Raw genomic sequence first — 22,670 nt, forward strand, 5'->3', positions numbered from 1 at the left:
GACCGACATGGCCGGATCGAACGACGTCGAGGCTGCGATCTACGACGCACTGCTCGCGCTCGCGGAGGAGGCGCGGACCCAGAAGGGCATGATCCGGTCCACCATGGTCCGCGACGCGGCCATGGCGCACTGGTTCCTGCGCACGGGTGCCACCCCGAGCGACGCCGCGTTCCCGCTCGATCCCCGCACACCACGGTGAGGGCGACGGTGACGATCGGCTGAGGTCGAGAGCGTCGGAAGGTCGGCGCGCGTCCGACCGAGACGGAGGACGTTCGGCCCGCGACGGCGAACGTGTTCTGCGCGACCGTGGTCCCATGACAGCACTCCTCGTCTTCGAGTCGATGGACTGAAGCACCGCTGCGGTCGCCGAGGCTGTCGCGGCCGGGCTGGCCGAGCTGCGGATCCCGGTCACGGTCTGCGAGGTGGGGGTCGCGCAGATCCCGACGTCCTCCACCCGCCCGGACCTGCTCGTCGTGGGCGCGCCGACGCACCAGCGTGGCCTGTCCACCACGCGCACCCGGGAGGCGGCGCGCGGGACCGTCGCCACGACCGTCTCGCGCGGGATACGCCAAATCCAGCGCGTTGACGCCAGCGAGGAAGTCCAGGACGTCGACCGGCTGGTGATCGCGGGGATGGAACGGTTGGTATGGCTGCGACGGCGGACGTGCCCCCCTCGATGTCTGCCAGGCGTGCAGGAACGCCGCCGCCTGCCAGTGCGGATGTGCGATGCCCACCGAGGTGTCGGGTGTGTCCTCAAAGTCGAGGTACAGCCAGACCGGGATGTCACCGGGCGTGGGTACCGCTGGCCAGGTTCCCGACGATGCCGGCGACGGCGATCGTGGAGCGGCTGGACCGGCCGTTGACGATCTTGAGGGACCGGATGCGGGTGCTGCGGCTGTTGTTCGTCGGGGTGGACCCGGGTGGCGGGGGTCGAGCAGGCCCGACATAGCGTGCGCGGCAACACGGCGGTCAGTCAGTTCGAGTCGAGCTCCGGCGTCCGAGAGCGGCGGCACGGATTTGGCTGCCGCCCCTCGAGGCGTGCCCGGTCGTCGGTCGTGCGCCGGAGCGCCCGGCCCGGGCGAGGCCGTGGGTGACGCTCGTGTGGTACGCGGGCGACCAGTCCGTGCCCAGCGGGTAGCCGTCCTTGTCGCACTTGCGGCCGACCGGGGTGCGCACGTACTCGGCGACCAGGTCGCCCAGGGTGCGGGCCCGGGGGTCGGCTCGGCCGGCCAGGCGGGCGTCGAGCGGCTGAGCGCGGTTCCACGCGATCCGGGCGGAGCGGCTGCCCGAGCTGTGGTGGCGCCGGCCCGTCTCGTCGACATAGACGATGCGGTAGTACGGCCGGGCAGCGGTGGGCTCGTGCAGGGTGACCCGGCCGGTGCCGCCGATGGGCAGCCCGCGGCGGCGGGGGCTCATGCCGCCACCGCCCGGGCGGAGCGGACGGCCGCGATCGCGGCCAGGGCGTCGTCCTCGCCCGCGACGTACCGCGGGGGAGCGGCTGCCGTCGTGGGCCGGGCGGGCGCCGGTGCGGCGGCGGGCGGTACGGGGGTAGGCATCGGCGCGGTGCCGGCGGCGACGAAGTCGAGGACCTGCTCGCGGCGCCAGTACAGCCGGGCGGTGCGCGCGGGGCCGGTGCGGAACGCGGCCGGGAACCCGGGGGCGGCGACCAGGGCGCGGGTGGCCCGGGCGCCGAGCCGGAAGGCGAGCGCGACGTGCTCGACGGTCCAGATCGGGTCGGCCAGGTCGGGCGGCGGCAGGGGGGTTGTCCGGGGGTGCATGCCGGGGACCGTCCGGCGGCCCGCGGCCGGGGCAACCGGCGCACGCGGTTGTGGCAAAAAGTGTGGCAACCCCGCCGCCACGAGGGCGACGGGGTTGCCGTTGCTGCAGGTCAGACGCTCACGGGAGCAGCCGTGAGCGGTGCCGATCAGCAGTCGTAGTAGAGCTCGAACTCGTGGGGGTGCGGCCGCAGGCGGATCGGGTCGACCTCGTGCGAGCGCTTGTAGTCGATCCACGTCGAGATCAGGTCGGGGGTGAAGACACCGCCGGCCGTGAGGTAGTCGTGGTCGGCCTCGAGGTTGTCGAGCACCTCGGAGAGCGAGCCCGGGACCTGCTGGATGAGGGCGTGCTCCTCGGGCGGCAGCTCGTAGAGGTCCTTGTCGACCGGCTCCGGCGGCTCGATGCGGTTCTGGATGCCGTCGAGGCCAGCCATGAGCATCGCCGCGAAGGCGAGGTACGGGTTGGACGACGGGTCCGGGACGCGGAACTCGATGCGCTTGGCCTTCGGGTTCGAACCGGTCACCGGGATGCGGATGCATGCGGAGCGGTTACGGGCCGAGTAGACCAGGTTGACCGGGGCCTCGAAGCCGGGGACCAGGCGGTGGTAGGAGTTCACCGTCGGGTTCGTGAAGGCGAGCAGCGAGGGCGCGTGCTTGAGCAGGCCGCCGATGTACCAGCGGGCCATGTCGGACAGGCCGCCGTAGCCTTTCTCGTCGAAGAACAGCGGCACGCCGTCCTTCCACAGGGACTGGTGGACGTGCATGCCCGAGCCGTTGTCGCCGAACAGGGGCTTCGGCATGAACGTCGCGGTGCGGCCGTTGGCGTGCGCCACGTTCTTCACGACGTACTTGAAGAGCTGGACCTTGTCGGCGGACTTGCCGAGCTCGTCGAAGCGGTAGTTGATCTCCGCCTGGCCGGCGGTGCCGACCTCGTGGTGCGCGCGCTCGACCTGGAGGCCCAGGGCGTCGAGCTGCAGCGAGATCTGGTCGCGGATGTCAGCGAACTGGTCGACCGGCGGGACGGGGAAGTAGCCGCCCTTGTAGGGCGTCTTGTGGCCGAGGTTGCCACCCTCCTCGACGCGGCCCGAGTTCCAGGCGCCCTCGATCGAGTCGATGTAGTAGTACCCGGCGTTCTGCTTCGTCTCGAAGCGCACGTCGTCGAAGATGTAGAACTCGGCCTCGGGGGCGAAGAACGCCGTGTCCGCGATGCCCGTCGAGCGCAGGTACGCCTCGGCCTTGGCGGCGACCTGGCGGGGGTCGCGGCTGTACGGCTCGTCGGTGTACGGGTCGACGATGTGGAAGTTGATGTTGAGCGTCTTCTCGGCCCGGAACGGGTCGATGTACGCCGTCGTGACGTCGGGGATCAACTTCATGTCGGACTCGTGGATCGCCTGGAACCCACGGATCGAGGAGCCGTCGAACATCTGGCCGTCCGTGAAGAAGTCCAGGTCGAGGGTGCCGGCCGGCACGTTGAAGTGCTGCATCGTGCCGGGCAGGTCACAGAAACGCACGTCGACGAACTTGACGTCCTCGTCCCTGATGAACGCCAGGACTTCTTCTGGCTTGCTGAACATCCGCTGCTCCTCGGGTTGTCGTGCCCTGATCGGGCGGTTCGAGGCTAGGCCCACGTCGTTACCCGGCCATGTGCCGCCTGTTTCGGGGGTGTTACGCGATGCCCCCTGGTGTAACGATCGCGTGGCCGCCGTCGCGTGGATCTGCGTCCGGCTGTCGCCCGCCCCGTGGTTAGGCTAACGGTGTGGACGCGCGTCAGAGCATGGGGTCATGGCTTGAGGGTGGCCCGTCGAGCGGCGGAGGCGCCTATCAGGGGGCCCGGTTGGGGCTCCCGCAGGACGGTCCGGGCTCGCTCGCGCCGCTCGGTCGACGCGCGGTGGCGTTGATCATCGACTGGGTCGCGTGCGTCGCGATCTCCACCGCGTTCTTCGATGGACATCCGATGGCCACGCTGGCCGTCTTCGCGGTCGAGAACATCCTTCTCGTGAGCCTGCTCGGCACCACGCTCGGGCACCGGCTGCTGGGCCTGCAGGTCCGGCGCGTCGCCTCCCCGGAGCGCCTGGGCCCGCATCCGAGCGGCCACGAGCAGGCGCCGGACCCGGGCCCCGCGGTCGCGCCGGGGCTGCTCTCCGGCGTGGTGCGCTCGGTGCTGGTCTGCCTGGTCATCCCGGCGGTGATCTGGGACGCCGACGGGCGGGGCATGCACGACAGGCTGGCCGGCACCGCCATCGTCCGGCGCTGACCGGCCTGCGAGGAAGACGGCTGAGCATCCGAGCAGCAGCCTCGCTACGGTGCGCGGGTGACCACTTCACGCGGGCTGCTGCCACGTTCGACGCCTGCCGCCGCGGGGGTGTCGTCGCGGGCGGTCGCCGCCATGCTGGACGACCTCGAGGCGAGGTCCGTCGAGTGCCACTCGCTCATGATCGTGCGGCACGGTGACGTCGTCGCCGAGGGCTGGTGGTCGCCGTTCTCGCCCGAGCGCCCGCATCTGCTCTACTCGCTGACCAAGTCGTTCACCTCGATCGCCGTGGGCCTCGCGATCGCCGACGGGCTGCTCTCGCTCGACGACCGGGTCGTGGACGTGCTGCCCGAGCATGTCCCGGCCGATGTCTCGGCCCAGGGCCGCCGCATCACCGTGCACCACCTGCTGTCCATGACGGCCGGGCACGCGGCGGACAGTCTCGAGGAGGCCTGGGGGCTCGAGCCGCATGACCTGGTCCGCGGCTTCCTCCGCGTCCCGTTCACCGAGCCGGAGGGCACGCGCCACGCCTACGACAACTCGACCACCTACGTCCTGGCGCGGATGGTGGAGAAGGTCACGGGCCGCGGCCTGCCGGAGCTGCTCGACGACCGACTCTTCGGGCCCATGGGCATCGACCACGCGGAGTGGGACCGGGTCGGGAGCGGCGCCTCGTTCGGCTTCCACGGCCTGCACCTCACCACCGAGGCCGTCGCCGCCTTCGGCGAGCTCCTGATGCGCGGGGGCCGCTGGGGCGAGCAGCAGCTCGTGCCGCGGGAGTGGGTCGAGCTCGCGACGCGTCGCCACGTCGCGACCCAGCACGTCGAGGGCGCGGTGGAGGGCGCCGACGCCTGGTGCGGGTACGGCTACCAGTTCTGGATGTCCCGCCACGGCTACCGTGCTCACGGCGCCTACGGCCAGCGGTGCGTGGTCGTCCCCTCGCACGACCTCGTGGTCGCGGTGACCGGCGCCACGGAGCCGCAGGACGTCCTGGACGCCATCTGGGAGCACCTGCTGCCCGGCATGGACGCCCCGGCGAGCGCGGCCGACGACGAGGTGCTCGCTGAGCGGCTGCGCGGGCTGTCACTGGCGCCGGTCAAGGGCTCGGCCGACCGGGGCCGTTCCGTGAGGGCCGGTGTCATCGCGTCCTCGGCGGACTCTGCGCTGGCCGAGGGGACGTCGGTGGTCGTCGACCCGGTGGACGGTGGGTGGGCCGTGCGGATCGGGCCGTCCCTCGACCTGCTGGTGGGGCACGGCGCCTGGCGGGAGAGCGCGCCGCTCGGCCGCCCTGTGGTCGCCGCGGGCGCGTGGCAGGGTGACGCCTTCGTCGCAGACCTGTACGTCATCACCACCCCGCACCGGGTCCGGCTCGAAGTCGACGCCGGCGCGGGCACGGCCGTGGCCACGTGGAGCACGGTGCCCCTGACGGGGCCGAGGCTCGAGCCGCACCTGCGGTCGCCGCTGATGACCAGGCCCGACGTCGCGTAGCGAACCGCCGCGCCGACCCGCCGCAGGTCACATGTCGTCGAGCAGCCGGTCGATCTCGCGGAACGGTCGCAACGGGTCTCGGCATCCGCCGAGACTAGGGGCGTCCGCCCGTGGGCGGCGCCAAGTGGACGCGCATCAGCGTCCGCGCATGCCCTTGCGGTCCGGGCGCGCCTTCATCGGGTCGACGCCCTTGGGCACCGGCAGCCGGACGGCGCCGAGCGCGGTGAGGCGCTTGATGACCTCGGCGGTCTCCTGCTTGGTGAGGGTCGGCTTGAGCTTCTGGACGGCGCGCGGGAGCTTGCGCAGCGGCACCTGGCCCTCGCCGTTGCCGGCCTGGATGAGCGTGATCGGCACACCGGAGATGACGCGGGCGGTGCGCTTGCGCTCCGACTCGAGCAGCTTCTCGATCCGCGGCGACGGGCCCTCGCCGATCAGCACGACACCGGCCCGGCCGACTCCGCGGAACACCAGGTCCTGCGTGCGGGGGTCCACGGCGACCGGCTCCTCGGGGAACGTCCACCCGCGGCGGATCGTCCCCAGGGCGGCGCGCGCGGCGCCTGGCTGCCCCTCGATCTGCGAGTACGCGGCAGCCTCCGCCCGGCGGGCGAGCACGAACATCGCGCCCAGCACGGCGAACGGGATGCTGACCACCAGCACGTAGACCGGGTGGTTGATCAGGAGGCCGATGAGCGCGCCGAGCGCGACCACCCCGAAGAACACCCCCAGCACGTACCAGGTCACCGCCGGGTCGTTGCGCCGGGTCATCTGGTACGCCTGCCAGACCTGGTGGTACCACCGGGTCTTCTTCACCTTGGCAGGGGCGGGATTGGTGTCACGGGCCATGACGTTGGAGTCTACCGACCGTCCGAGGGAGCTCGGGACCGGTATTCCCTCCAAGGTCAGCGAGCCAGCAGGCTCGACGCCTCCTGGCGGGACGTCCGCTCCTCGCCGAGGTGCGCGAGGGCGTCGGGGATCGCGTGCCCCTTGCGGCGCATCGCCTGGCCCCAGAGGCGCCCGGCGCGGTACGACGAGCGCACCAGCGGCCCGGACATCACCCCGAGGAAGCCGATCTGCTCGGCGGTCTCCGACAGCTCCACGAACTCTTCTGGGCGCACCCACCGGCTCACCGGGTGGTGCCGCACCGAGGGGCGCAGGTACTGGGTGATGGTGATGAGGTCGCAGCCGGCGGCGTGCAGGTCGGACAGCGCCTCCTTCGCCTCGTCGATCGTCTCGCCCATCCCGAGGATGAGGTTCGACTTGGTGACGAGCCCGGCGTCCCGCGCCATCGTGATCACCGACAGCGAGCGGTCGTACCGGAAGCCCGGCCGGATCGTCTTGAAGATGCGCGGGACCGTCTCCACGTTGTGCGCGAGCACCTCGGGACGCGAGGAGAACACCTCGGCGAGGAGCTCGGGCGTCGCGTTGAAGTCGGGGATGAGCAGCTCGACGCCGGTGCCGGGGTTCCCCGCGTGGATCTGGCGGACCGTCTCGGCGTAGAGCCACGCGCCGCCGTCGGGCAGGTCGTCGCGGGCGACGCCGGTGATGGTCGCGTACTTCAGGCCCATCGCCCGGACGGACTCCGCGACGCGTCGCGGCTCGTCCGCGTCGAAGTCGGCGGGCTTGCCGGTGTCGATCTGGCAGAAGTCGCACCGCCGGGTGCACTGGTCGCCGCCGATGAGGAACGTCGCCTCGCGGTCCTCCCAGCACTCGAAGATGTTGGGACAGCCGGCCTCCTCGCACACCGTGTGCAGGCCACCGCTCTTCACCAGGCCCTTGAGCTCGGTGTACTCGGGTCCCATCGTGGCCCGGGTGCGGATCCACTCGGGCTTCTTCTCGATGGGGGTCTCGGCGTTGCGAGCCTCGACGCGCAGCATCCTGCGGCCTTCGGGTGCGATCGTCACGTTCCTCACCCTACGTCAGCGACCCACGCCGGGTCAGGAGGCGCCCAGTGCTGCCTGCGTCACACAGATTCGCTGGTCACGTCAGTGATCGAGGTCGCGCCAGGACGGGCCCGCGGCGAGAGCAGGCCCGCCGCGGTGACGAGGGCAGCGGCGGCGAGCGGGACCAGGAACACGGTGGGGGCGCCCGCCCGGTCCGCGATGGCCCCCGCGACCGCCGCCCCGATCGCGACGCCGACGACGTTGGCGCTGACCAGCATCGTCATCGCCGATCCGGCCTGGGCGACGGGGACCAGCGCGCCGCCCACCGAGAAGAGGGTCACGAGCGTGGGCCCGACGAACAGCCCCACGACGGCGAGCACCGCGACGAGCTGGCCCGGGCCGTGGGTGAGGAGCATCGCCGCGGTCGTCACGGTCAGGCCGACGGCGCCGATGACCCACCGGCTCCGGGAGCCCACGGAGTCCGGCACGGCGACCAGCGCGAGCGCGGTGGCCGCCGATCCGATCCCGAGCACGGCGTAGAGCAGGCCGGCGATCCCCGGCTTCCCAGCCGCCTCGGCGACAGCGGTGACTCCGGCCTGGGTGCCGCCGAAGAACGTCCCGATGGCCAGCATCCCGACCAGGGGGAGGACGAGCCGGCGCAGCACGCGCGTCGAGGCCGGGCGGGCCGCGCCGGCGGCGCGCCGCGGGTGGCGCGCGGGCGCGGTGGCGGTCGGGTGCATGGCGAACGCGAGGCCGAAGACGCTGACCAGCGCGCCGGCGACGAGCAGGGCGGCGGCAGGGCTGCCGGTCGTGGCGATGACGCCGACCAGGGCCGGGCCCAGCACGAACGTGATCTCGTCAGCCGTGCTCTCGTAGCCCATCGCCGCGTTGACTGTCCGCGGGGCGCCGGGCGCCAGCGCGATCCAGCGCACCCGGGCGAGGGCCCCGACCTGCGGGGCGCTCGCGCCGAGCAGGAAGCACGCGGCTGCCAGGACCGCACGGGCCGTGTCGCCGGTGGCCGCGAGGACGACGAGGACCGCCGAGATCGCGTTGAGCAGGCTGGCGACGACCAGGACGGGGCGTTGGCCCAGGCGGTCGGCGAGCTTGCCCTGCACCGCGCCGAAGCTGGCGGTTCCCAGCGAGGCGGCGGCGGTGGCGATGCCGGCGGCGGCGATGGAGCCGGTGCTGGCCGTCACGAGGACGAGCACCCCGAGGGTGTTCATGGAGAACGGGAGCCGCGCGAGGAAGGCGATCGGCAGGTAGGCGCGGCCGCTGAGCGCGGGGAGCGCGCGGTACGCGGTGAACGGGCCGGATGTGGTGGTGCTGTGGTTCATGGCCTCGGCTATGGGTGAGGGCGCGCCGACCCACCCGTTCCCGGCGCGCACGTGACCCTGTGTGAGTCGATGGTACCGGGGCGCCGCCCGAGGACCGCCGCACGGTGGCGGGCGGAAGGTTGGGGACCTCTGGCCTAGCGCGCAGGCCCGTGACCTGTGCACGCTGGTCCAGGGCGACGAGGCCCCCCCGACCAGCCCGGAGGTTTCTGTGCGCATCTTGGTGAGCGTCGCGTCCCGCCACGGGGCGACGCAGGAGATCGGAGGCGTCGTCGCCGAGGTGCTGGCCGGGGCCGGGCACGAGGTCGACGAGATCGATCCGGACGACGTCGGCACGCTGGCGCCCTACGCCGCGGTGGTGCTCGGCTCGGCGGTGTACGACGGGCGGGTCGGCGCTGCGCTGCGCGAGCTGGTCGACCGCCAGGAGGGCGCGCTCCAGGCCCGGCCCGTCTGGCTGTTCTGGTCGGGGCCCGTGGGCGACGAGGCGCCTCCGCCGGAGCCTGACGACGTGACCACCATCGTGCGCCGCACCGGCGCCTTCATGCCGCGCTGCTTCCCCGGGCGGCTGAAGCCCACCGACCTCGGCATCGACGAGCGGGCGGTCGTGGCGCGGATCGACCCGGAGCCGGGCGACTTCCGGGACCTGGACGATGTCCGCGCCTGGGCGGCCTCGATCGCCGAGCAGCTGGTGCGCCCGCGAGGCCCCGGGGGCTGACCCTCAGGCGGTCGCGGCCGGCGCCTCCTGCTCGGCCGCGAGGATCGGCTCGAGCACTTCGGCCAGCCGCTGGCGCACCAGGGGCAAGGCCTCGGAGATCGTGACCGGCCGGCCCGCCTCGAGGGTCAGGGACGTGACGTCGGCGTCGGGGATCCCGCAGGGCACGATGCGCTCGAAGGCCCCGAGGTCGGCGTCGCAGTTCAACGCGAACCCGTGCATCGTCACGCCTCGTGCGACCCGGACCCCGATGGCGGCCACCTTGCGCGCGCGGCGTCCCGGGGCGCCGTCGGCGGCGGGCTCGTCGGCGGGGAACCAGACGCCGCTGCGCCCCTCGACGCGCACGGCGGCCAGGCCCAGGTCGGCGCAGGCGCGGATCAGCGCCTCCTCGAGCGCCCGGACGTAGCGGACCACGTCGACCGGCTGCGGCAGGCGCACGATGGGATAGCCCACCAGCTGGCCAGGGCCGTGCCAGGTGATGCGGCCGCCCCGGTCCACGTCGACGACCAGTGAGCCGTCGACGGGGCGGTCCCACGAGGCCGTCCGGCGCCCGGCGGTGTAAACCCCCTCGTGCTCGCACAGCAGCACGGTGTCCTCGCGCTCGCCCGCGACGACATCGGCGTGCACGGAGCGCTGGAGGTCCCAAGTCGGCTGGTAGGGGAGGAGGCGCTCTCCCAGGTCGAGCTCGACGAACTGCATGGCGCCCAGGCTAGTCCTGCGCGCGCCCGCGGTCCGGGAGCGTCGCGCTCGAGCCGTTCGGGCCCGCCCCTGCCCGGCCGTCGCGTGCTCCGAGGGCGTCGTCCGCCGTCGCGGTGGCGACGATGGCGAGGAGCTCCCGCAGCTGGTCGATCTGCTCCGGGGAGAGGCCGCGGGTGGTCATCTCCTCGGCGGGGACCGGGTCGGCGGCCACTGCGACGGCGGCGCGGCCCGCCTCGGTGACGGCGATGACGTGCCTGCGCTTGTCGCTCGCGTGGGCGGTGCGCGTGATGTGCCCGTTGCGCTGCATCCTCGCGAGGATACGGCTCATCGTCTGCTCGGTCACACCGCAGGCGTTGGCGAGCTCGCGCTGGGAGCGCGGGCGGGCCATCAGATGCACCAGGACGGGCAGGCTCGCGTGGTTGAGGTCCCAGTGCGACAGGTGGCTGTTCCACTCCCGCTCGACGCGGCGCGCGGCGGCAGAGAGCAGGCGGCCGAGCGGCCAGTCGCGCATGTCGGAGGAGCCCATCTGGTCCCAGGGCATGGAGCCCTCAACAAGGGGGGCGTCCTGCTGAGACTGGTGCTCGGTGATCATCGCCGCGCCGTCCCTTCCGAATTGCGCCCGGGCGACCTAGCAGCGATAGTACTCAGCATGCTGAGTAAAAGCGCAGGGGCAGTAGTCCGTGCTCTCGTGATCGTCGCTGTCCTGGCCGCATGGCTCGCCATCGGTGGTGTGGGGGGGATGGCTCAAGGCCGCCTCTCGCAGGTCCAGACCAATGACAACGCGGCGTTCCTGCCGTCCTCTGCGGAGTCGACCCGGGCCGCCGAAGCGGGACAGGGATTCATCGACGAGGAGACCCTACCGGTGCTCGTCGTCATGACGCCCTCCGACGGGGGTGACGTCACGCCCGCTCAGCTCGCCGGTGTCCAGGAGTACCTGCAGACGATCCCCCAGATCGCCATCCCCGGCGCCGACGCCGCCGAGGGCGATCCCGTGACGTTCGCGGACATCCTGGTCGGCCCTGCCGTCGCGGTGCCCTCGGAGGACGGCAAGGCGCTCCTGGTGCCGTTGTCGCTCGACGCCGCCCAGACGGAAGACCCCCTCGCCGACGGCGAAGGCGCCACCGGCGTGATCGTCGACGAGCTGCGCGCCTCCCTCGCCGACGAGCTCGGAGCCACCGCGGACAGCGCAGGCGAGCTCGGCCTGCAGGCCTGGGTCACCGGGCCCGGCGGCTACGTGGCCGACCTGGTCGAGGCCTTCGGCGGCATCGACGGCGTCCTGCTGCTCGTCGCGCTCGGCGCGGTCTTCGTGATCCTCGTGCTCGTCTACCGCTCGCCGTTCCTGCCGGTGATCGTCATCTTCTCCGCCGTCTTCGCGCTGTGCCTCGCAGCCCTGGTGGTCTACAACCTGGCCGCGAACGACGTGCTGGTGCTCAACGGCCAGGCACAAGGCATCCTCTCGATCCTGGTGGTCGGAGCCGCGGTCGACTACTCCCTGCTGCTCGTCAGCCGCTACCGCGAAGAGCTCCGCCGTGTGCAGAGCCCGTACACCGCGATGGCGCGGGCCGTGCGCGGCTCCATCGAGCCGATCGCCGCGAGCGCCGGCACCGTGATCGCGGGCCTGCTGTGCCTCCTGCTCTCCGACCTCGGGTCCAACCGCAGCCTGGGCCCGGTGGGCGCCATCGGCATCGCGTCCGCGCTGCTCGCCACGCTGACGTTGCTGCCGGCGCTGCTGCTGATCCTCGGCTCGCGCTCCCGTGGGCTGTTCTGGCCGCGCAAGCCCCGGCCGACCGAGGTCGGCGCGCACGGCGTGGCGCCCGCGCAGCGCCCCACCGCGGAGGTCCTCACCGGCCTGTGGGGCCGCCTGGCCCGGTTCGTCGGAGCGCACGCGCGACCCGTGTGGGCCCTGACCACGCTGCTGCTCGTCGCGGGCGCGGCGTTCCTGCCGACCCTGCAGGCCAGCGGCACCAGCCAGTCCGACGTGTTCCTCACCCCGGTCGACTCCGTGGCCGGCGAGGAGGTGCTCGCCGAGCACTTCCCGGCCGGCGTCGTGCAGCCCGCCGTCGTCATCGCCCCCGAGGGCGACCTCGACGCGGTGCTCGAGGCCGCGCAGGCCGTCGACGGGGTCGAGTCGGCGACGCCCGTCACCGACCAGGACACCGGGGCTCCCGTGGGCGGCGCGCCGCAGGGGGACCAGGGCGAGCCGCGCGTGGTGGACGGCACGGTCAAGGTCACCGTCGTCACCACGGCCGGATCGGACACCCAGGGCGCCGTCGAGACCATCGAGGAGCTCCGCACCGCGGTCCACGACGTCTCGCCTGACGCACTGGTGGGCGGCGCCGCCGCGCAGACCCTCGACACGCAGCTGGCCGGGGCGCGCGACCTCAAGGTCATCGTCCCGACCGTGCTCGCCGTCATCCTGGTGATCCTGGTGATCCTGCTGCGGGCGTTCGTGGCTCCGCTGCTCCTCATGGTGGCCAACGTGCTGTCCTTCGGCGCCGCGCTGGGCATCTCCGCGATCGTGTTCAACCACGTGCTCGACTTCCCGGGCGCAGACCCGACCGTCCCGCTGTACTCGTTCGTGTTCCTCGTCGCGCTCGGGGTCGACTACTCGATCTTCTTGATGACACGGGTCCGCGAGGAGACAGTGCACTTCGGCACCCGTGCCGGCGTGCTGCGCGGCCTGGCGGTGACCGGCGGGGTGATCACGTCCGCTGGGGTGGTGCTCGCGGCGACCTTCGGGGCGCTGGGCATCCTCCCGCTGCTGTTCCTCGCGCAGCTGGCGTTCATCGTGGCCCTCGGGGTGCTGATCGACACGCTGATCGTGCGCAGCCTGCTGGTCCCCGCCTTGGTGCACGACCTGGGCCGCGTCGCCTGGTGGCCCAGCCGGCTGGCCCGCGAGGACGTCGAGGCCGAGGCCATCGCGGCCCACGCCCAGACGTCCGGTGGCGCCCACGCGGCCGGGGCCCGCTGACGGGACGAGGGGGCCCGCCGTGCCAGAAGGGTCCCGTCGTCGCCTCTCGTCCAGCGGACCCGCCCGGCCGCGACCTAGGGTGAGCCCATGAGCGTGACGAGGCGTGTCGGACTGGTCGGGTACGGGTCTGCCGGCCGGAGCATCCACTCCCGGCTGCTGCGGGAGGCGGGCCTGCGCGTGACTCATGTGGTGACCCGCAGCCCGGAGCGATCTGCCGCCGCCCGGGAGGACTGGCCCGGCGTGACGATCGTGCGGAGCGTGGGCGCGCTCCTGGAGCGGGCGGCCATTCTCGACCTGGTCGTCATCGCCAGCCCCACGGCCGAGCACGCGGCGCAGGCGCACGCCGTCCTCGAGGCCGGGCTGCCGGTGGTCGTCGACAAGCCGCTCGCCACCACCACCGAGACCGCGCGCGCCCTGGCGCGGGCCGCCGAGGGCGCGGGGGCGCGGCTCACCGTCTTCCAGAACCGGCGGTGGGACCCCGAGCAGCTCACGCTGCAGTCGGTGATCGCCTCCGGTGAGCTGGGCGTGGTGCACCGGTTCGAGCGCCGGTGGGAGCGGTGGCGGCCCGAGCCGCAGCGCCGCTGGAAGGAGCAGGACCTGGTGGGCGGCGGCCTGCTGCTCGACCTCGGGGCGCACCTCGTGGACTCCGCGATCGAGCTCTTCGGCGCCGTCGTCAGCGTCTACGCCGAGCTCAGGTCGATCACGACGCCCGCCGAGGACGACGTGTTCCTGGCACTGACGCACCGGTCCACGGACGGCGGGCCGGGCGTCATCAGCCACCTCCAGGCGAGCGGGATCACGGGAGCACCCGGCCCGCGCACCCGGGTGCTGGGGGACAAGGGCGCCTATCTCGTGACCAGCTACGAGGGAGAGGCGACACCGTTCTCCGTGCTGGACGAGACGTGGGTCGCCCGGGGCCGCGACAAGGACCACGAGGGCTGGCTGGTCCACGGCTCAGACCGGGTGGCGGTGCCGAGGGCGCCCGGCGGCCACCAGGACTTCTACCGGGACGTGGTGCGCTGGCTCGATGAGGGCGCGCCGCCGCCAGTCGACCCGTGGGATGCGGTCCGGACCGCCACCGTGCTGGACGCCGCACGGGTCTCGGCGCGGGAGTCGAGGGTGGTCACGCTCGGACCGGCCACCACCGGCTGATCCCGAACGAGGGGCCTGTGGACAGCCGTCCTGGCGCCCCTGGGCGCGGTTCGATGGGCCCCATGCGGTTCCACGGGCCCTCGCCGACGTCTCGTCCCTCCGAGCCGCGCGCGACGGCGCCCCCGGACGACAGGCTCGACCCCGCCGTCGCCGCGGCGCTGCTCACGGCCGGGTACCGCGCGCTCGGCCCGGTGGGGCGTGGCAGCGGCGGCCCGGCGTGGTCGGCGACGTCCCTCGACGAGCCAGGGCTCCGGGTGGTCGTGCGGGTCGTCGACCTCGCGCCCGACCCTCGCCGCGAGGCACGCCTGCGCCGGCTGGTCGGCGTCAGCCACCCGCACCTCGCACGACTGGTGGCGGCCGTCCCCGTCCCACCCGACCGCTGCGCGCTGCTCGTCGAGCACGTCCCCGGGCCGACGCTCGAGGCCCTGCGCGAGGCGCGCGGGCCGCTCACCTCAGGGGAGGCGGTGACGGTCGCCGTGCCCCTGGCCGACGCCCTCGACGCGCTGCACACAGCCGGCCTGGTGCATGGCGACGTCTCCCCGGCCAACGTCATCGTGCGGCAGGACGGCCGACCGGCGCTCGTCGACCTGCAGGGCGCCGTGGTGGACAGCGGCGGCACCGTCGGCTTCGCCGCGCCCGAGCTCGAGCAGGGAGTCGAGCCGAGTGCCGCGTCGGACGTGCACGCGCTCGCCCAGACGATCCTGGCGCAGCTCCCACCCGACCGGCCGCCGGGGACGCCGAGCGCAGAGCTCACCGAGCTGCGTGCCGTCATCGCCGAGGCGAGCGCGCCCGAGCAGGAGGCCCGGCCCGGCGCCCGCGCGTTCGGCGACGCCTGCTTCCGGGTCGACGAGGCCGAGCCCATCGGCCTGCCCGACCCCTCCGTCCTGGCGCGGACCGAGCTCGCGCGCCTCGCCGCCCGCCCCGGCGCCCGGTCCACCACGCGCCCCGGAGCCGTCGTGCGAGGGCGCGGGGCATCCCGGCATCGCGCGCCGAGACGCTGGCGTGGGCCGGCGGCCCGGCTCGTGGTCGCCGTCGTCGTCGTGGGCCTCGCCGGCACCGGGGCCTTGGCCCTGTCGGGGAGCGCGCGGGACGCGGACGTGGCCGCGGAGAGCCCGGCAGCCGCCAGCCCCGTCCTGACGGCGGCGCCCGCGCCCGATCCAGTCGCCGCCGCGGTGGCACTCACCGCCGCTCGGGTCGAGGCGATCGCCAGCGGCGACAGCGCACGGCTCGACGCCGTCGAGGGGCCAGGCTCCCCGGCGCACGTCGCGGACACCCGGCTTCTCGCCGAACTCGCGGAGCAAGGCGTGCGGGTTGAGGGCCTGCAGGTCCAAGTCCACGACGCGCGACGCCTGGTGGGCCGTCTCGCCGACGCGGCCCGAGCGTCGCGCGAGGAGTCGGCGCCAGCCCAAAGGACCGCCCGGGTCGAGGTCACCTCGACACTGTCGTCGCATCGCCGGGTAGGCGTCGACGGCGCAGTCCTGCAGGAGGTCGCGGCGAGCGGCCCGACGGCGGTGGTGCTGGTCCTGCGTCTCACAGCGGTGGGCTGGAGGGTCGCAGAGGTCGAGGTCAGCCCGCACCGGTGACGTAGCGGGCGGCGGCCTCGACGTCCGGATGCCGCGGGACGAAGCCGCTGGCGGCGAGCTTCGCCGGGGTGGCGCGCACCGAGCCCAGCACCTCCTGCGAGAGGTCGCCCAGCACGAGCCGCAGCGCCCACGCCGGTGGGCGCAGCACCGCGGGGCGGCCCATCCGAACGGCGATCGCGCGCGTCAGGTCGGCGTTCGTCGTCGCGGACGCCACGAGGTTGACCGGGCCCCGCACGGGAGCGTCGAGGAGGTGGATGATCGCGGCGACCTCGTCGGGCAGCGTGATCCAGCTCCAGTACTGCCGCCCCGTGCCGAGGGGCCCGCCGAGGCCGAGGCGCAGCAGCGGCAGGAGCCTGCCCAGCGCGCCTCCCTCCGGCGACAGCACGATGCCCGTGCGGAGGTGGGCCACCCGGACGCCCGCCGCCTCGGCGGCGGCCGTCGATGCCTCCCACTGGCGCACCACGCCCGCGAAGAAGGTGTGCCCCAACGGCTCCGACTCGTCGATCAACGTGTCGCCACGGTCCCCGTAGGCGCCGATGCCGGAGGCCTGGAGCAGCACTGCCGGGGGAGCGTCCAGGGCGGCGACCGCCTCGCTGAGCAGCGTCGTGGAGCGCGTGCGCGACGCGACGATCTCCCGCTTGCGGGCAGCCGTCAACGGCCAGTCGCCGATGCTCGCGCCTGCCAGGTTCACCACGGCGTCCACGCCCCGCAGGCCCCGCGGGTCGAGCGTGCCGGCGCGCGGGTCCCACCGGAGCTCGTCTGGCCCCTGAGCGTCGCGTCGGACGAGGCGGCGGACCCGGTGCCCGCGATCCCGCAGCCCGGTGGTCAGGGCTGTGCCGATCAGGCCGTGCGAGCCGGCGATGACGATGTCCATGCGGTCACCCTACGGATGACGGCGCCGTGCCACCCGGCGCCCCGTCGGCCCGGGACACGACACTGCCCCGGTGGCCAGCGTGAGCCGGCCACCGGGGCAGTGGGGACGAGCAGGTGTCAGAGGCCGACCTGGTCCTCGAACGCGCCCTCTTCGATGCGCTGCTTGACCGTCATGAGGTAGCGCGACGCGTCGGCGCCGTCCACCAGGCGGTGGTCGTACGACAGCGACAGGTAGCACATCGAGCGGATCGCGATGACCTCGGCGCCGTCGGCGTCCGTCGTCACCACGGGGCGCTTGACGATCGTGCCGGTGCCCATGATGGCGGAGGTGCCGCCGGGGACGATGGGCGTGTCGAACAGCGCGCCGCCGGAGCCGGTGTTCGTCACCGTGAAGGTGGCGCCGCTCAGCTCGTCGGGCGTGACCTTGTTGTCCCGCGTGCGGGCCGCGAGGTCCGCGATCTTGCGGGAGATGCCCGCGAGGTTGAGGTCGCCCGCGTCGCGGATGACCGGCACCAGGAGCCCGCGCGGCGTGTCGACGGCGATGCCGACGTTCTCCTCGCCGTGGTAGGTGATCTGGTTGCCCTCGAGCACCCCGTTGACCTTGGGGTGGACCTTCAGCGCCTCGATCGCGGCGAGGACGAAGAACGGCAGGAACGTGAGGTTGACGCCCTCGCGGGCCTTGAAGTCGTTCTTGGCCTTGGCCCGCAGGCGGGCGACCTTCGTCACGTCGACCTCGACCACCGTGGTCAGCTGGGCCTGGCTGTGCAGGGCGTCGACCATGCGCTCGGCGATGATCTGACGCAGCCGGCTGGCCTTCTCGGTGGTGCCCCGCAGCGGGGACACCTCGACCGGGGCGGTTGCCTTGGCGGCGGCGGGAGCCGACGCGGCGGGCTTGGCCTCAGCGGCCTTCGCGGCCTCGGCTGCCTTGGCAGCGGCCTCGAGGACGTCCTCCTTGCGGATGCGGCCTCCGACGCCCGTGCCCGCCAGGGTCGAGACGTCGACGCCCTTCTCGGCCGCGAGCTTGCGGACGAGCGGGGTGAGGTACGAGCCCGAGGCGGCCGGAGCCGCGGCCTGCTCGGCGGGGGCCGGCGCGGGAGCCGGGGCGGGCGCGGACTGGGCGGGCGTGGCGGCCTTCGGAGCCGGCGCGGCCTCCGGGGCCGGTGCCGCCTCGGGTGCGGGAGCCGGGGCCGCGGCGGCCGGTGCGGGCGCCTCCTGGGCGGCGCCAGAGCCGATCACGGCGAGCACGGCGCCGACCTCGACGGTCTCGTCCTCCTGGACCCGGATCTCCTGGATCGTCCCGGCGAGGGGCGAGGGGATCTCGGTGTCGACCTTGTCCGTGGAGATCTCGAGCAGCGGCTCGTCGACCTCGACGGTGTCGCCGACGCTCTTCAGCCAGCGGGTGACGGTTCCCTCGGTGACGGACTCGCCCAGCGCGGGGAGGGTGACCTCCTCGCCGCCAGAGCCGCCAGCCGCGGGGGCCTCGGCGGCCGGGGCCGACTGCTCGGCGGGAGCCTGCTCCTGCTCGGGGGCGGGCGCGGGCGCCGCCTCCGGCTCGGGGGCCTTCTCGGCGGAGTCGGCCGCGGGGGCCGCGCCGTCGCCGGAGCCGATCACTGCCAGGTTGGCGCCGACCTCGACGGTCTCGTCCTCCTGGACCAGGATCTGCTCGAGCACGCCCGCGAAGGGCGAGGGGATCTCGGTGTCGACCTTGTCGGTCGAGATCTCGAGCAAGGGCTCGTCGACCTCGACGGTGTCGCCGACGTTCTTCAGCCAGCGGGTGACGGTGCCTTCGGTGACGGATTCGCCGAGGGCGGGGAGCTGCACGTTGTCAGACATGACCGCTCGTGTCTCCTTCGATTCGTGGGGTCAGTTGTGGGCGTGCAGCGGCTTGCCGGCGAGCGCGAGGTGCGCCTCCCCGAGAGCCTCGTTCTGCGTGGGGTGGGCGTGCACCAGTGCGGCGACGTCCTCGGGGTAGGCCTCCCAGTTGACGATGAGCTGGCCTTCGCCGATGAGCTCGCCGACGCGGGCGCCGATCATGTGGACGCCGATGACGGGTCCGTCCTTCTGCCGCACCAGCTTGATGAAGCCGGCCGTGCCGAGGATCTGGCTCTTGCCGTTGCCGCCCAGGTTGTACTCGAGCGTCTCGACGGCGTCCGCCCCGTGGATCTCCTTGGCCTTGGCCTCGGTGAGCCCGACGGAGGCGACCTCCGGGTCGGAGTAGGTGACGCGGGGGATGCCCGACTCGACGATCGGCTGGGGGTTGAGGCCCGCGATCTGCTCGGCGACGAAGATGCCCTGGGCGAAGCCGCGGTGCGCGAGCTGCAGGCCGGGCACGATGTCGCCGACGGCGTAGATGTTGCCGACGCCGGTGTGCAGGCGTTCGTCGGTGATGACGAAGCCGCGGTCGAGCGTCAGGCCCTGCTCCTCGTAGCCGAGGCCCGCGGTGACCGGCCCACGGCCGACGGCCACGAGCAGCAGGTCGGCGTCGAACGTCTTGCCGTCCTCGAGCGTGACGTGCACGCCGTTGTCGTCCTGCGTGACGCCCTGGAAGCGGACCCCCAGGTTGAAGCCGATGCCGCGCTTGCGGAACGCCCGCTCGAACGCCTTGGACAGTGCCTCGTCCTCGTTCGGGACGAGGTGGGGGAGCGCCTCGATGATCGTGACGTCGGCCCCGAAGGAGCGCCACACGCTCGCGAACTCGGAGCCGATGACGCCGCCGCCGAGGATGATGGCCGAGCGGGGCACCCAGTCGAGCTGCAGGGCCTGGTCGGAGGTGATGACCCGGCCGCCGATGTCCAGGCCGGGCAGCGAGCGGGCGTAGGAGCCGGTGCCGAGGACGATGTTCTCGCCCGTGATCCGCTCGCCGTTGACCTCGACCGCGTTCTTGTCGACGAGCTTGCCGTAGCCCTCGAAGACGGTGATCTTGCGGGACTTGATGAGTCCCTGGAGGCCCTTGTACAGGCGTGCGACAACGGACTCCTTGTACTGGTTCACCCCCGCCATGTCGATGCCCTTGAGCTCGGTGTGCACTCCGAAGTGCGCGCCGTCGCGGGCGTTGTCGGCGATCTCAGCGGCGTGCAGCAGCGCCTTGGTCGGGATGCAGCCGTTGTGCAGGCAGGTCCCGCCCAGCTTGCCGCCCTCGATCAGCGCCACGCTCTTGCCGAGCTGGGCGCCACGGAGCGCAGCCGCGTAGCCGCCGCTTCCTCCGCCCAGGACGACGATGTCGAAAGCGGTTCCGGTGGTGTCGGCCACGTGCAACTCCTCAGGTGCAGACGTGTAAGTTCTTGCTGTTCGGCGCCCATCTTGTCATCCCGGCGCAGAGCGAACGAACCTGATCGGCTCTTGTGGCTTGTGACGCTGGGAACATTCGTCCCATGTATGTCCGGCTTCTCCCCGTCTTGAGCCGCCGCTGTGACGGCACGCACACGGCGCGCGGCCTCGCCGAGACCAACGGCCCACAAGGGAGCGGCGCGCGCGTGGGCCCGGTCGGTACGCTGCCGTCATGGGTCTGTTCACACGTTGGCGCCGCGCCGGACGCACGACGCCGCCGCCGGACACCGCGCCGGAGAGCGGGCGGGACCGTGAGCGGGCCACGCTGGCCCACCTCGGGGACTTCGTCGCCACCCGGGTGGGCGTCGAGGCCTACGTCGAGCCCCAGACGAACGTCACCCAGACCACCGTGATGCTGATCGCGACAGACGGTGAGTGGACGCGCCGGCGCGTGCCCGACGCGAAGGCCGCGTACGAGATCGCGCGCTCGCTGGCCATCCCCGTGTACGACGTGCAGCGCACCGGCTACCCGCAGCGGATGCGGGACTGGAACACCCGGCAGCGGATCGAGCGGCAGCGCCGCAGGGCCTGAGCGGGCGCAGCGCTGGCAGGGGCGCAGCACATGGGAGAGGCCCGGTCGGCGAGCCGACCGGGCCTCTCTGCGTCCTCGTGCCGCGCCGTGGCCGGCGCGGCGGCTACTTCGCGGCCGCGCGCGCCTCGACGAGCGCGAGCAGCGTCCGCACGCCCACGCCTGTGCCGCCCACCGGCGTGTAGCCGTGGGCGGCCTTCTCGTTGAACGACGGGCCGGCGATGTCCAGGTGGGCCCACGGCGTCGAGCCGACGAACTCCTGCAGGAACAGGCCCGCGCTCAGCATCCCGCCGAAGCGGTCGCCGATGTTCGCCAGGTCGGCGACCTTCGACTTGAGCCCGGCGCGGAGCTCGGCCGGGAGGGGCATGGGCCAGAACTGCTCGCCCGACGCGTCAGCGGCGGCGACGACCTCGGAGCGGACGTCCTCCGAGCCCATCACAGCCGAGACCCGGTTGCCGAGCGCGACGATCTGCGCGCCGGTGAGCGTGGCGATGTCCAGGACCACGTCCGGCTTCTCCTCGACGGCCGCGGCCAGGCCGTCAGCCATCACGAGCCGGCCCTCAGCGTCGGTGTTGAGCACCTCGACGGTCTTGCCGCCGCGGATCGTTATCACGTCGGAGGGGCGCTGCGCAGTGCCGGACGGCATGTTCTCCGCGAGGCACAGCCAGCCCGTGACGGCGACGGGCAGCTCGAGCTGGGCCGCGGCGATGACGGTGTGCAGCACCGCCGCAGCACCGGCCATGTCGGACTTCATGGCGTCCATGCCGGCGGCCGGCTTGATCGAGATGCCGCCGGAGTCGAACGTGATGCCCTTGCCGACCAGCGCCACCTTGGCCGCCGGCTTGCTCGGGGAGTACGCGACCTTCACCAGGCGAGGCGGCCGAGCGGAGCCCTGCCCGACGCCGATCAGGCCGCCGTAGCCGCCCGCGGCCAGCGCCTTCTCGTCGAGCACGGTGATCTTCAGCGCGCTGCCGCGCCCCGCCTCCTTGACCGCGGCCTTGGCCAGGTCCGCGAACGCGGCGGGGTACAGGTCGTTCGGCGCGGCGTTGACCAGGTCGCGGGTGGCGCGGACGGCGTCGGCGACGACCTCGGCGCGTGCGACGGCGGCCTTCGCGGCCTTGTCCTTGGCGAGCGGGGTGACGACCTGGATCTCGGCGACCGGGGCCGCCTTCGCGCCGGCCTCCGCGTCGCGGTAGCGGGTGTAGGCGTAGGCGCCGAACAGGGCGCCCTCGGCGACGGCCGCCGCGTGGGCGACGTCGGCCGCGGGCAGGGCCAGGGCGACCGAGGCGGAGCCCGCGAGCTCGCGCACGGCGGCGCCCGCGGCACGGCGGGTGGCCTCCTCGTCCGGCGTGGTGTCCGGGCCGACACCCGTCAGCACGAGGACCTTCGCGGCGACACGACCGCCCGTGGGCAGCTTGCGCACCTCGTCGACGGCGCCGGTGATCCCGAGCGTGGTCGCCACGGACGTGATCTCCGCGCTCACCTCCGCGGGGAGCCAGTCGGCGTCCACGAGCAGGGGCCCGCTGTCGCCCTGGGCGACAGCGACGACCAGGGCGTCGACGGAGAGGCGGTCAGGATTTTGGGAAGTCAGAGTCAGTCGAGGCACAGGTCGATCGTAGTCCGCGGGCAGACCCGGGCCCGTGACCTCCTGCCCATGGCGCGTGGGCGGCCGCCTCGGCCCGCCTGGCGCTGCGCCGGGATTGCGCCGGGACTGCGCGGCGCGCCGGTACGGTGGTGCCTCGTGGTCGTCCCCCTCGTGCTCCTTGTGATCGGAACCGCAACCGCCCTCGCGGGCTGGGCTGCCTGGTTCGTCGTCCGCGACCGCGCGGTGATCCTGCGCCAGCTCTGGGGCGGCGCCGTGGTCGAGGTCCTCATGGTGCTGCAGGCCGTCGTCGCCCTGGTGCTCGTGCTCAACGGGTCGGGCTCGCCGGAGCCGGGGACGTTCTGGGGCTACGTCGTGGTCCAGCTCATGATCCTGCCGTTCGCCGCCGCCTGGGCGTTCGCCGAGCGGACCCGGTGGAGCTCGGTGGTGCTGCTGGTGGCGTGCCTGACCGTGGTCTTCCTTGAGTACCGACTGCTGCAGATCTGGATGGGTTGAG

General features: G+C 73.2%; 21 protein-coding genes. 9 read left to right on the plus strand and 12 right to left on the minus strand.

Translation table 11 applies throughout. The features are described 5' to 3' along the window. The first annotated feature begins 7 nt into the window (after positions 1–7). Positions 8–199, plus strand: coding sequence for a hypothetical protein (locus tag NP064_RS06460; RefSeq protein WP_227568806.1), 192 nt, complete (start codon positions 8–10; stop codon positions 197–199). A gap of 770 nt (positions 200–969) precedes the next feature. Here NP064_RS06460 and NP064_RS06465 read toward each other — a convergent pair. The 3 genes from NP064_RS06465 to glnA all read right to left on the minus strand — a co-directional run bounded on the left by NP064_RS06465 (position 970) and on the right by glnA (position 3,349). Beyond that, positions 970–1,416 (minus strand): hypothetical protein, encoded by a 447-nt coding sequence (locus NP064_RS06465; protein WP_227568807.1) that lies wholly within the window; start codon positions 1,414–1,416, stop codon positions 970–972. Further along, on the minus strand, positions 1,413–1,778 hold the full coding sequence (locus NP064_RS06470; protein WP_227568808.1) for a hypothetical protein: 366 nt from the start codon (positions 1,776–1,778) through the stop codon (positions 1,413–1,415). The genes NP064_RS06465 and NP064_RS06470 overlap by 4 nt, the downstream gene beginning before the upstream one ends. 146 nt (positions 1,779–1,924) lie before the next feature. Next, positions 1,925–3,349, minus strand: a complete 1,425-nt coding sequence (gene glnA / locus NP064_RS06475) for a type I glutamate--ammonia ligase (RefSeq protein ID WP_227568809.1) — start codon at positions 3,347–3,349, stop codon at positions 1,925–1,927. A gap of 182 nt (positions 3,350–3,531) precedes the next feature. Here glnA and NP064_RS06480 point away from each other — a divergent pair, with 182 nt between their 5' ends. Both NP064_RS06480 and NP064_RS06485 read left to right on the plus strand, forming a co-directional pair. After that, positions 3,532–4,029: an RDD family protein gene (locus tag NP064_RS06480; protein ID WP_227568810.1), complete on the plus strand. Its 498-nt coding sequence runs from the start codon at positions 3,532–3,534 to the stop codon at positions 4,027–4,029. Positions 4,030–4,086: 57 nt separating this feature from the next. Beyond that, positions 4,087–5,514: a serine hydrolase domain-containing protein gene (locus tag NP064_RS06485; RefSeq protein WP_227568811.1), complete on the plus strand. Its 1,428-nt coding sequence runs from the start codon at positions 4,087–4,089 to the stop codon at positions 5,512–5,514. 135 nt (positions 5,515–5,649) lie between these two features. Here NP064_RS06485 and NP064_RS06490 read toward each other — a convergent pair whose 3' ends face one another. From NP064_RS06490 to NP064_RS06500, 3 genes are read right to left on the minus strand one after another with little or no spacing between them, the layout of a single operon-like run. Then, positions 5,650–6,357: a DUF4191 domain-containing protein gene (locus NP064_RS06490; protein WP_227568812.1), complete on the minus strand. Its 708-nt coding sequence runs from the start codon at positions 6,355–6,357 to the stop codon at positions 5,650–5,652. A 56-nt stretch (positions 6,358–6,413) separates the two neighbouring features. Next, a complete protein-coding gene (gene lipA / locus NP064_RS06495) occupies positions 6,414–7,415 on the minus strand; it encodes a lipoyl synthase (RefSeq protein WP_227568813.1) in 1,002 nt (333 codons plus the stop codon). A 59-nt stretch (positions 7,416–7,474) separates the two neighbouring features. Beyond that, positions 7,475–8,728, minus strand: a complete 1,254-nt coding sequence (locus tag NP064_RS06500; protein ID WP_227568814.1) for an MFS transporter — start codon at positions 8,726–8,728, stop codon at positions 7,475–7,477. A 208-nt stretch (positions 8,729–8,936) separates the two neighbouring features. On the opposite strand from NP064_RS06500, the gene NP064_RS06505 reads away from it, so the two are divergent. Beyond that, positions 8,937–9,440, plus strand: a complete 504-nt coding sequence (locus tag NP064_RS06505) for a flavodoxin domain-containing protein (protein ID WP_227568815.1) — start codon at positions 8,937–8,939, stop codon at positions 9,438–9,440. Positions 9,441–9,443: 3 nt separating this feature from the next. Here NP064_RS06505 and lipB read toward each other — a convergent pair whose 3' ends face one another. After that, complete coding sequence (gene lipB, locus NP064_RS06510) at positions 9,444–10,136, minus strand: lipoyl(octanoyl) transferase LipB (RefSeq protein ID WP_227568816.1); 693 nt, start codon at positions 10,134–10,136, stop codon at positions 9,444–9,446. Positions 10,137–10,146: 10 nt separating this feature from the next. Continuing rightward, positions 10,147–10,677, minus strand: a complete 531-nt coding sequence (locus tag NP064_RS06515; RefSeq protein WP_227568817.1) for a MarR family winged helix-turn-helix transcriptional regulator — start codon at positions 10,675–10,677, stop codon at positions 10,147–10,149. A gap of 108 nt (positions 10,678–10,785) precedes the next feature. On the opposite strand from NP064_RS06515, the gene NP064_RS06520 reads away from it, so the two are divergent. From NP064_RS06520 to NP064_RS06530, 3 genes are all read left to right on the plus strand, one after another. Further along, on the plus strand, positions 10,786–13,107 hold the full coding sequence (locus tag NP064_RS06520; RefSeq protein WP_227568818.1) for an MMPL family transporter: 2,322 nt from the start codon (positions 10,786–10,788) through the stop codon (positions 13,105–13,107). An 87-nt stretch (positions 13,108–13,194) separates the two neighbouring features. Further along, positions 13,195–14,259, plus strand: a complete 1,065-nt coding sequence (locus NP064_RS06525) for a Gfo/Idh/MocA family oxidoreductase (protein ID WP_227568819.1) — start codon at positions 13,195–13,197, stop codon at positions 14,257–14,259. 62 nt (positions 14,260–14,321) lie between these two features. Beyond that, positions 14,322–15,842 carry a protein kinase domain-containing protein gene (locus NP064_RS06530; RefSeq protein ID WP_227568820.1) on the plus strand — a complete coding sequence of 507 codons (1,521 nt, stop codon included), beginning with the start codon at positions 14,322–14,324 and terminating at the stop codon, positions 15,840–15,842. Here NP064_RS06530 and NP064_RS06535 read toward each other — a convergent pair. The 3 genes from NP064_RS06535 to lpdA all read right to left on the minus strand — a co-directional run bounded on the left by NP064_RS06535 (position 15,826) and on the right by lpdA (position 19,964). Beyond that, complete coding sequence (locus NP064_RS06535) at positions 15,826–16,716, minus strand: TIGR01777 family oxidoreductase (RefSeq protein WP_227568821.1); 891 nt, start codon at positions 16,714–16,716, stop codon at positions 15,826–15,828. The two genes, NP064_RS06530 and NP064_RS06535, sit on opposite strands and share 17 nt — an antisense overlap. A 116-nt stretch (positions 16,717–16,832) precedes the next feature. Beyond that, a complete protein-coding gene (sucB, locus tag NP064_RS06540; protein WP_227568822.1) occupies positions 16,833–18,548 on the minus strand; it encodes a 2-oxoglutarate dehydrogenase, E2 component, dihydrolipoamide succinyltransferase in 1,716 nt (571 codons plus the stop codon). A gap of 30 nt (positions 18,549–18,578) precedes the next feature. Further along, complete coding sequence (gene lpdA / locus NP064_RS06545) at positions 18,579–19,964, minus strand: dihydrolipoyl dehydrogenase (RefSeq protein ID WP_227568823.1); 1,386 nt, start codon at positions 19,962–19,964, stop codon at positions 18,579–18,581. Positions 19,965–20,214: 250 nt separating this feature from the next. Between lpdA and NP064_RS06550 the strand changes: the two genes are divergently transcribed. Further along, on the plus strand, positions 20,215–20,574 hold the full coding sequence (locus NP064_RS06550; RefSeq protein ID WP_227568824.1) for an oxidoreductase: 360 nt from the start codon (positions 20,215–20,217) through the stop codon (positions 20,572–20,574). A gap of 103 nt (positions 20,575–20,677) precedes the next feature. Here NP064_RS06550 and NP064_RS06555 read toward each other — a convergent pair whose 3' ends face one another. Next, a complete protein-coding gene (locus NP064_RS06555) occupies positions 20,678–22,177 on the minus strand; it encodes a leucyl aminopeptidase (RefSeq protein WP_227568825.1) in 1,500 nt (499 codons plus the stop codon). 135 nt (positions 22,178–22,312) lie between these two features. On the opposite strand from NP064_RS06555, the gene NP064_RS06560 reads away from it, so the two are divergent. Then, positions 22,313–22,669 carry a hypothetical protein gene (locus tag NP064_RS06560; RefSeq protein WP_227568826.1) on the plus strand — a complete coding sequence of 119 codons (357 nt, stop codon included), beginning with the start codon at positions 22,313–22,315 and terminating at the stop codon, positions 22,667–22,669. The last annotated feature ends 1 nt before the right edge of the window (position 22,670 follow it).

Origin of the sequence: Cellulomonas chengniuliangii (assembly GCF_024508335.1) — a bacterium.
In the GTDB taxonomy this organism is placed as follows: Bacteria; Actinomycetota; Actinomycetes; order Actinomycetales; family Cellulomonadaceae; genus Cellulomonas_A; species Cellulomonas_A chengniuliangii.